Origin of the sequence: Paenarthrobacter sp. CM16 (assembly GCF_013179505.1) — a bacterium.
GTDB lineage: Bacteria > Actinomycetota > Actinomycetes > Actinomycetales > Micrococcaceae > Arthrobacter.
In genome coordinates, this window is sequence record NZ_JABMCX010000233.1 from 1 (window position 1) to 7542 (window position 7542).

The following is a 7542-nucleotide window of genomic DNA, read 5'->3' on the forward strand; positions in this document are numbered from 1 at the left end:
GCGCGACGGCAGAGAGGGTCAATTTGGAGGGTCGTTCTTCGATGCTCACAGTGTCCGCTTTCGAAAAGTTTCGGTTGCAGACAGTGTGCATTGCCGGATGGACTCCCGTCAATATGAACCCTGCGAGCTTGAAAGTGCCTGAAAATAACCCTTGACGGTGACCTGCCTCACGGCTAAGTTTGGTGGGCACTTCCGAAAGGACCTTCGAAACATTTCGAAAAGTTCATGGAAAGGGGCGATCGAAGCAGATCCCCACACCGCGGAGTGCGGCTTTTACACGAACAACCGGGCCATCAGCGTCGAGCCCGAAGGACGAATGGAAACTGCACATGAATAGTCTCAAGTTGCGCACCGCCGGAATGGCCGTCTCTGCAGCCGCCTTGTCGATCTCCCTCGTAGCCTGCGGGTCCTCGGGACCGGCCGGCACGGGAGCCTCAGCGGACTCGGCAACCATGTGGGGACTCACCGGTGGTGACCAGCCCGTGTTCCAGGCATCCGTTGACTCTTGGAACAAGGCGCACCCCGACTCCGCCATCAAGCTCGATTTCTTCGCCAACGATGCCTACAAGACCAAGGTCCGCACCGCCGTCGGCGCCGGCCAGGGGCCCACCCTGGTCTATGGCTGGGGCGGCGGGGTCCTGAAATCCTACGTTGATGCCGGCCAGGTGGATGATCTGACGGGATTCCTCAAAGACAACCCTGATGTCCAGGGCCGCTACCTTCCCTCGATCCTCGAGAGCGGCGTGATCGACGGCAAGACCTACGCATTGCCCAACAACAAAGTGCAGCCCGTAGTGCTCTATTACAACAAGGAAGTCTTCGAGAAGATCGGAGCCGAGCCGCCCAAGACCTGGGATGAACTCATGGCCCTGGTACCAAAGTTCAAAGATGCCGGCGTTGCGCCCTTCTCCTTGGGCGGACAGTCCAAGTGGCCGGACCTGATGTGGCTTGAATACCTGGTGGACCGGATCGGCGGTCCTGAAGTCTTTGCAAACATTGCAGCCAACAAGCCGGACGCCTGGTCCGATCCCGCAGTGATTGAAGCGCTGACCAAGATCCAGGAACTGGTGGATGCCGGCGGCTTCATCAACGGCTTCTCCTCCATTGCTGCGGACAGCAACGCAGACCAGGCACTCTTGTACACCGGCAAGGCCGCCATGATCCTGCAGGGCAGCTGGATCTACCAAGGCATGAAGAAGGACGCGGCTGACTTCGTCTCCAGCGGAAAGCTCGGCTACACCCCCTTCCCCACGGTGGAGGGCGGCAAGGGTGACCCGGCAAACGTTGTGGGTAACCCGTCCAACTTCTGGTCCGTCTCTTCCAAGGCCACCGAGGAACAGAAAAAGACCGCCCTGGAGTACGTCAAGGACGGAATGTTCAATGACGAGAACGTCCAAAGCCTGATCGACTCAGGTGCTGTACCCGTGGTCACCGGGATCGAAGACAAGCTCGCAGCCTCCCCTGACAAGGACTTCCTGACCTACGTCTATGGCATGGCCAAGGATGCCCCGGACTTCACGCTTTCCTGGGACCAGGCGCTCAGCCCTGCCCAAGGAGATGCCATGCTGGCCAACCTTGACCAGATCTTCCTGAAGAAGATCACTCCGGAACAGTTCGCTTCCACCATGAACGCGACGATCGGGAAGTAATCCGGTGTCCGCAACTACCACGACTCCACCACGGGCACCGGCCGCCAAGCGCGCGACCGACACCCGACGGACCCTGGAAAAGGGTCCGTCGGGGTGGCTGGCCGTACCGGCCCTTGCCTTCTTTATGCTCTTCGCCATCCTCCCCCTGCTGGGAGTGCTGTTCCTGAGCTTCACCCGCTGGGACGGCCTGGGCGAGATCAAACTGGACGGGCTGTCCAGTTGGAATACGGTCCTGGCAGATCCCGTCACGGGCAACGCCTTGTTGGTGACAGCCAAGATCATGTTCTTCTCATTCATCGTCCAAGCGCCCATCAGCCTGTTGCTCGGTGTCTTCACTGCGGCCAGCCAGAAGTATCGTGCGGCACTGGCTGTGCTCTACTTCGTGCCGCTGCTCCTGTCCTCCGCCGCAGTCGCCATCGCCTTCAAAGCGCTGCTGGACCCCAACTTCGGGCTCGGCCCTGGGCTGGGCCTGCCGTTGCTCGCCCAGGACTGGCTGGGCAACTCGGACCTGGTGCTGTTCGTGGTGGTCTTCGTCATTGCATGGCAGTTCGTGCCGTTCCACACCCTGATCTACCAAGGCGGCGTCCGGCAGATCCCCGCTTCGCTCTACGAGGCTGCCCAGATTGACGGAGCCGGGCGTATCCAGCAGTTCTTCAACATCACCCTGCCGCAGCTGAAGTACACCATGATCACTTCCTCCACCCTCATGGTGGTGGGCTCCCTGGCGTACTTCGATCTGGTCTTCGTACTGACCGCCGGCGGACCGGGCTACTCCACCAGGCTCCTGCCGCTGCACATGTACCTCACCGGCTTCAAAGCGAACGACATGGGGGCGGCGAGCGCCTTGGGAGTGATCCTCGTTGTGATCGGCCTTGCCCTTGCCCTGTTCCTTCAACGTCTCGGCGGCAAGAACCGCAACGCCAGCCAATTGGAAGGTGCGTAATGGCTTCCACTACCCAACTCCCCACAACCCCGGCGGCGCTGCCCCAACCGGTGACCACCCGCCGTCGTCCGCCGAAGCTTGGCCGTTCGCGGCCGAACTTCCTGGGCGGCCTGGGCGGCTGGCTTTGGCTGGCGATCATCATAGTTCCGGTGTACTACGTGGTAATCACCAGCCTGAAGAACCAGGCAGGGTTCTTCACTTCCAATCCGATGCTCCCACCGGCGGAACCAACCCTGGACAACTACAAGCTGGTCCTGGAGAACGACTTCGCCAAGTACTTCACCAACAGCCTCATCGTCACGGTCGGCAGCGTGGTTCCGGCACTCTTCGTCGCCTTCATGGCCGCGTACGCCATTGTCCGGGGCAAGGGAAAGTTCCTCAGCTGGACCAACAACGTTTTCCTCCTGGGCTTGGCCATTCCGCTGCACGCAACCATCATCCCGATCTACTGGATGATCACCAAGGCACACATGTACGACACCCTGTTGGCGTTGATCCTGCCGTCCATTGCGTTCGCGATCCCGGTTTCGGTCCTCATCTTGTCCAACTTCATGCGGGACGTCCCCAACGAACTCTTTGAATCGATGCGGCTGGACGGTTGCTCGGATTGGGCCATGATGTGGCGTCTGGCGTTGCCCATGACCAAGCCCGCCGTCATCACGGTGGGCATCTATAACGCACTGCATGTGTGGAACGGGTTCCTGTTCCCGCTGATTCTTACGCAAAGCCCGGACACCCGGGTGCTGCCGTTGTCGCTGTGGACCTTCCAGGGCGAGTTCAGCGTCAACATCCCCGCGGTGCTCGCCTCCGTGGTGCTGGCCACGCTCCCGCTGCTGGTGATCTATGTGGTGGCGCGCCGGCAGTTGCTCAGTGGCCTCACTGCAGGCTTCAGCAAGTAACCGGGCACTATCAAGCAGAAAGGACTTCCGATGACAGATCCTCAACCCTTGCGCGTGGGCATGGTGGGCTATGCCTTCATGGGCGCCGCCCACTCCCATGCCTGGCGTACCGCGCCACGCTTCTTTGACCTTCCCATGGTTCCGGAACTGACCGCTGTAGCCGGCAGGAACGAGGAAGGCGTGCGGGCAGCAGCCGGCAAATACGGCTGGGCCTCCACCGAGACTGATTGGCGCCGCCTGATCGAGCGCGATGACATCGACCTCATCGATATCTGCACTCCCGGCAATACCCACGCCGAAATAGCGATCGCCGCCCTTGAGGCAGGCAAGCACGTCCTGTGCGAGAAACCTTTGGCCAACTCTGTTGAGGAAGCCGAAAAGATGACGCTGGTGGCACGGGCTGCGGCCGAACGCGGGATTCTCTCCATGTGCGGCTTCAGTTACCGGCGCACGCCCGCTTTGGCACTGGCCAAACGGATGGTGGACGACGGCCGCCTGGGCCGGATCAGGCACGTCCGCGCCCAGTACCTCCAGGACTGGCTCAGTGACGCCGATGCGCCGCTGACCTGGCGACTGGATAAGTCCAAGTCAGGCTCCGGTTCACTCGGTGACATCGGCGCCCACAGCATCGACGCCGCACAATGGATCACGGGACTAAACATCACCGGTGTATCAGCGTTGCTGGAGACGTTCGTGAAGGAGCGCCCGGTGGGCGGCGATTTCGTGGGCCTGGGCGGTCACGGTGGCGCAGATGGTCCGCGCGGTCCCGTGACCGTGGATGATGCTGCCCTCTTCACCGCCCGTTTTGAGGCCAAGCACGACGCCGGTGCTGACGCCGGCCCCATCGGCATCTTCGAAGCCACCCGTTTCGCCTTGGGTCGCAAAAACGCCATGCGCTTGGAACTCAACGGCACCAAGGGATCCCTTGCCTTCGATTTTGAGGACATGAACTCCCTGCAGTTCTACGATTCCGCGCTGGAACCGGATGCAGGCTTCCGCAAAATCATGGTCACCGAGCCGTCCCACCCCTACACCGGCAACTGGTGGCCTACCGGCCACGGGCTGGGCTACGAGCACGGCTTCACCCATCAGGTGGTGGACCTGGTGAACGCCATCGGCACAGGCGAGCAGCCCTCGCCGTCGTTCGCTGATGCCTTACAGGTCCAAAAGGTACTGGCCGCAGTGGAATCGAGCGCGGACAACTCAAGCCGTTGGCAAAAAGTCTGAAAGGAAAACATGACAAGCAAGAACAAGACTGCACTGGTGGTCCGAGGCGGTTGGGACGGCCACCAACCGGTGGAGGCCACCGAGCTGTTCATTCCCTATCTCAAGGAGAACGGTTACGACGTCCGGGTAGAGGAATCCGCCAAAATCTACGCTGACTCGGACTACATGGATGGCGTGGACTTGATTGTGCAATGCATGACAATGACCACCATCGAGAAGGATGAATTCGAGGGCCTGCGGGCCGCCGTTGAAAAGGGCACCGGCCTGGCCGGTTGGCATGGCGGCATCGCTGATTCATACCGCAACAATTCCGATTACCTGCACTTGATCGGCGGCCAGTTTGCCTGCCATCCCGGCAAGCATGCTGACGAGCGGATCGGAGAGCAATCGGACAACTACGTCCCGTACACCGTGAACATGCTGCCCGCGGCGGCCGGGCACCCCATCACCGAAGGGATCGGCGACTTCGACCTCGTCACAGAGCAGTACTGGGTCCTGTCCGACGACTACATCGACGTCCTGGCCACCACCACCCAGAAGGTCCGGGAGTGGGACCCGTGGAACCGTGAAGTCACTTCCCCGGCCATCTGGACCCGACAGTGGGGCAAGGGCAAAATCTTCGTGTGCACCCCGGGCCACCGCGTGGAAATCCTTCAGGACACCAACGTCCGCACCATCATTGAAAGGGGCATGCTGTGGGCAAGCCGCTGAATGTGGGAGTGATCGGCTGTGGCGCCATCATTGCCCAATACCTGGCCAACTTCCGCAAGCTGGAATCGATCAACCTTGTGGCCGTCGCGGATCTGGACCCCGCCAGGGCGCAGGCCGTTGCCGACTCCTACGACGGCGTTCGGGCTTTGGATGTGGACGGGCTCCTCACCGCTGAGGACGTGGACCTGGTCCTGAACCTGACCATTCCTGCGGCCCACGCCGACATCGCGTTGAGGGCCATCGCCGCCGGCAAGTCCGTTTACGGCGAGAAGCCGTTGGCTGCCACGACGGCCGAGGCTCGGGAAGTCCTTGAGGCTGCCGCGGCGGCGGGAGTCGTGGTGGGCTGCGCCCCGGACACCGTGCTGGGTACAGGAATCCAGACGGCACGCAAAGCGATCGACGACGGCCTGATCGGTGCTCCTGTTTCCGCAACAGCAACCATGGCCACACCGGGCCACGAGCGGTGGCATCCAAACCCCGATTTCTACTACCAGCCAGGTGGCGGCCCCCTGCTGGACATGGGCCCTTACTATGTCTCGGCACTGGTCACTTTGCTGGGGCCCGTGGTTTCAGTGGTGGGCGCGGCCAGCCATACCCGCAGCGAACGCACCATCGGCTCGGGACCAAGGGCAGGCCAAAAAGTCCCTGTGGACATCGACTCCCATGTCACCGGGGTCCTGGTGCATGCCTCGGGAGCCCTGTCTACGCTGTTCATGAGCTTCGACGCCGTCAAGACCAAAAGCCCCAACATTGAAATCCACGGAGAAACGGGATCCTTGATCGTCCCGGACCCCAATCATTTTGACGGCGACGTGCAGTTGTTCGCCCTGGGCGCCGAGGATTGGAAAACACTCCCCGTTTCAGCCGGCTACGTGGATGCGGGGCGTGGCTTTGGCATCGCCGACCTCGCCGCGACTCCCGCCGGGCAAGAACCACGTGCCGGCGGCCAACTGGCTTTCCACGCCTTGGAGGTCATGGAATCCGTGCTGGAATCCGCCAGGAACGGACAGGCGGTAGCCATCAAGAGTACGGCCTCCCGGCCCCCTGTGGTTGAACTGACCGAACTCACGACGCCGGTACGCGCCTAGCGCTCCGGATGCCCGCCGAGTTGCCGGTTAACACCCATGTTGGGCGGAAACATGGGTGTGACCTGGCAACTCGGGGGTGCTGTGCCCTCAGACGCGGTGCCCGGCCCGGCGCAGTGTTGCTTGGGCGTGCTTGAGGATGGGTCCGTCGATCATCTTGCCCTTGAACTGGAACACACCCGTACCCGCGGCAACTGCGGCCGCCAGGAGTTCATTGGCTTGGGCTACGGCTTCGGGAGCCGGCGCGTAGGCTTCACGCACTACTGCCACCTGGTTCGGGTGGATGCAGGCCTTAGCTCCGAAGCCACTGGAAACAGCGTCCCTGGACTCTGCCAGAAGGCCTTCAAGGTCAGGGATGTTCACGTACACCGAGTCGATGGCTTCCTTGCCGGCGGCCTTGGCGGCAAGCAGCACGGCGGACCGTGAGTGCAGTGCGACAGCCCGGTAAGCGCCGTCGTCGTTCCTGCTGGAGAGGCCCCCGAGTGAGGCCAACAAGTCCTCGGCGCCCCACATGAGCGCTACGACGTTTGGTTGGGCTGCGATTGCGGAGGCGTTGACAATGCCTGCCGCGGTTTCGCAGAGGGCGATGACCTGATACCCGGCCAGGGCGTTCAGTTGCTGCGCACTCTCTGCCTTGGCCAGCATGACGGTCCGGTAGGGCGTCCTTGCCAAGGCTTCAAGATCGAGCTCGAATTCAGGGGTCCCCACCGGGTTGACCCGGACAATAGTGGCTTCCGGCTCCAGTTCCCCGCTACGGGCCTGTTCGATAATCGCGTCCCGGGCCGCCGGCTTGTCCGCAGGGGCTACGGCATCTTCGAGGTCCAGGATGACGGCGTCGGAGCGGTCAGCGGCCTTGCCGAAACGCTCCGGCCGGTCCGCAGGGCAGAACAGGAGGGCCGGGCCCATGGTGAAGGGGGTGGTGTCGGAAGAGGGCATGGAGATCCTTGCTTCTGGGTGCTGAAACTTCTCACGAGGATGGTGTCGGACTGGAGCCGGGGCCTAGGGCTGCGCTGCGTGCGCTTCCTTGG

The 7542-nt window shown here is 62.1% G+C and carries 7 protein-coding genes; 6 read left to right on the plus strand and 1 reads right to left on the minus strand.

Translation table 11 applies throughout. The features are described from left to right. Window positions 1–329 precede the first annotated feature (329 nt). The 6 genes from HP499_RS17865 to HP499_RS17890 are packed head-to-tail and all read left to right on the plus strand — an operon-like array spanning window position 330 to window position 6517. On the plus strand, window positions 330–1649 hold the full coding sequence (locus HP499_RS17865; RefSeq protein WP_172325537.1) for an extracellular solute-binding protein: 1320 nt from the start codon (window positions 330–332) through the stop codon (window positions 1647–1649). 4 nt (window positions 1650–1653) lie between these two features. Continuing rightward, a complete protein-coding gene (locus tag HP499_RS17870) occupies window positions 1654–2592 on the plus strand; it encodes a carbohydrate ABC transporter permease (RefSeq protein WP_172325538.1) in 939 nt (312 codons plus the stop codon). Beyond that, window positions 2592–3491 (plus strand): carbohydrate ABC transporter permease, encoded by a 900-nt coding sequence (locus HP499_RS17875; protein WP_172325539.1) that lies wholly within the window; start codon window positions 2592–2594, stop codon window positions 3489–3491. Before HP499_RS17870 ends, HP499_RS17875 begins: the two co-directional genes overlap by 1 nt. 30 nt (window positions 3492–3521) lie before the next feature. Continuing rightward, window positions 3522–4718, plus strand: coding sequence for a Gfo/Idh/MocA family protein (locus HP499_RS17880; RefSeq protein ID WP_172325540.1), 1197 nt, complete (start codon window positions 3522–3524; stop codon window positions 4716–4718). 9 nt (window positions 4719–4727) lie between these two features. Continuing rightward, window positions 4728–5429, plus strand: coding sequence for a ThuA domain-containing protein (locus HP499_RS17885; protein WP_172325541.1), 702 nt, complete (start codon window positions 4728–4730; stop codon window positions 5427–5429). Next, a complete protein-coding gene (locus HP499_RS17890) occupies window positions 5414–6517 on the plus strand; it encodes a Gfo/Idh/MocA family oxidoreductase (protein WP_172325542.1) in 1104 nt (367 codons plus the stop codon). The genes HP499_RS17885 and HP499_RS17890 overlap by 16 nt, the downstream gene beginning before the upstream one ends. Window positions 6518–6604: 87 nt before the next feature. On the opposite strand, the gene HP499_RS17895 is transcribed toward HP499_RS17890, so the two are convergent. Beyond that, window positions 6605–7450, minus strand: a complete 846-nt coding sequence (locus HP499_RS17895) for a CoA ester lyase (protein ID WP_172325543.1) — start codon at window positions 7448–7450, stop codon at window positions 6605–6607. Between the last annotated feature and the right edge of the window lie 92 nt (window positions 7451–7542).

Coding starts and splice junctions, on each gene's coding strand:
- HP499_RS17865 (WP_172325537.1), top strand. CDS start 330: ATGAATAGTCTCAAGTTGCGCACCGCCGGAATGGCCGTCTCTGCAGCC.
- HP499_RS17875 (WP_172325539.1), top strand. CDS start 2,592: ATGGCTTCCACTACCCAACTCCCCACAACCCCGGCGGCGCTGCCCCAA.
- HP499_RS17880 (WP_172325540.1), top strand. CDS start 3,522: ATGACAGATCCTCAACCCTTGCGCGTGGGCATGGTGGGCTATGCCTTC.
- HP499_RS17885 (WP_172325541.1), top strand. CDS start 4,728: ATGACAAGCAAGAACAAGACTGCACTGGTGGTCCGAGGCGGTTGGGAC.
- HP499_RS17895 (WP_172325543.1), bottom strand. CDS start 7,450: ATGCCCTCTTCCGACACCACCCCCTTCACCATGGGCCCGGCCCTCCTG.